Origin of the sequence: Nocardiopsis sp. MG754419 (assembly GCF_018207095.1) — a bacterium.
GTDB lineage: Bacteria > Actinomycetota > Actinomycetes > Streptosporangiales > Streptosporangiaceae > Nocardiopsis.
Genome location: NZ_QOCZ01000471.1, coordinates 1 through 207, shown reverse-complemented (window position 1 = coordinate 207; position 207 = coordinate 1). Strand labels below are relative to the sequence as shown.

General features: G+C 73.9%; 1 protein-coding gene. It reads left to right on the top strand.

Translation table 11 applies throughout. The features are described 5' to 3' along the window. Positions 1-207: hypothetical protein (locus DSY14_RS28575; protein WP_374224080.1), on the top strand; the 207-nt coding region annotated here is incomplete at both ends.

Genomic DNA, 207 nt, shown 5'->3' with positions numbered 1-207 from the left:
CTGGCCGCCTGCGGGGGTGGTGTTGCAGGGGTTGATCGCCCGGTGGGGGCGCACCCACCGCATCGCGTGGACGGGCCGGTTGTGGATGGCCACCGACCGCAACCCCCGCTCGCACTGGCGCACCGAGGTCGAGCCCACCCCGGAGCTTCTCGAAGCGAGTCTGCGCCGCCACCACGGCGACCCACCCGGACCCACACCCGACACCAC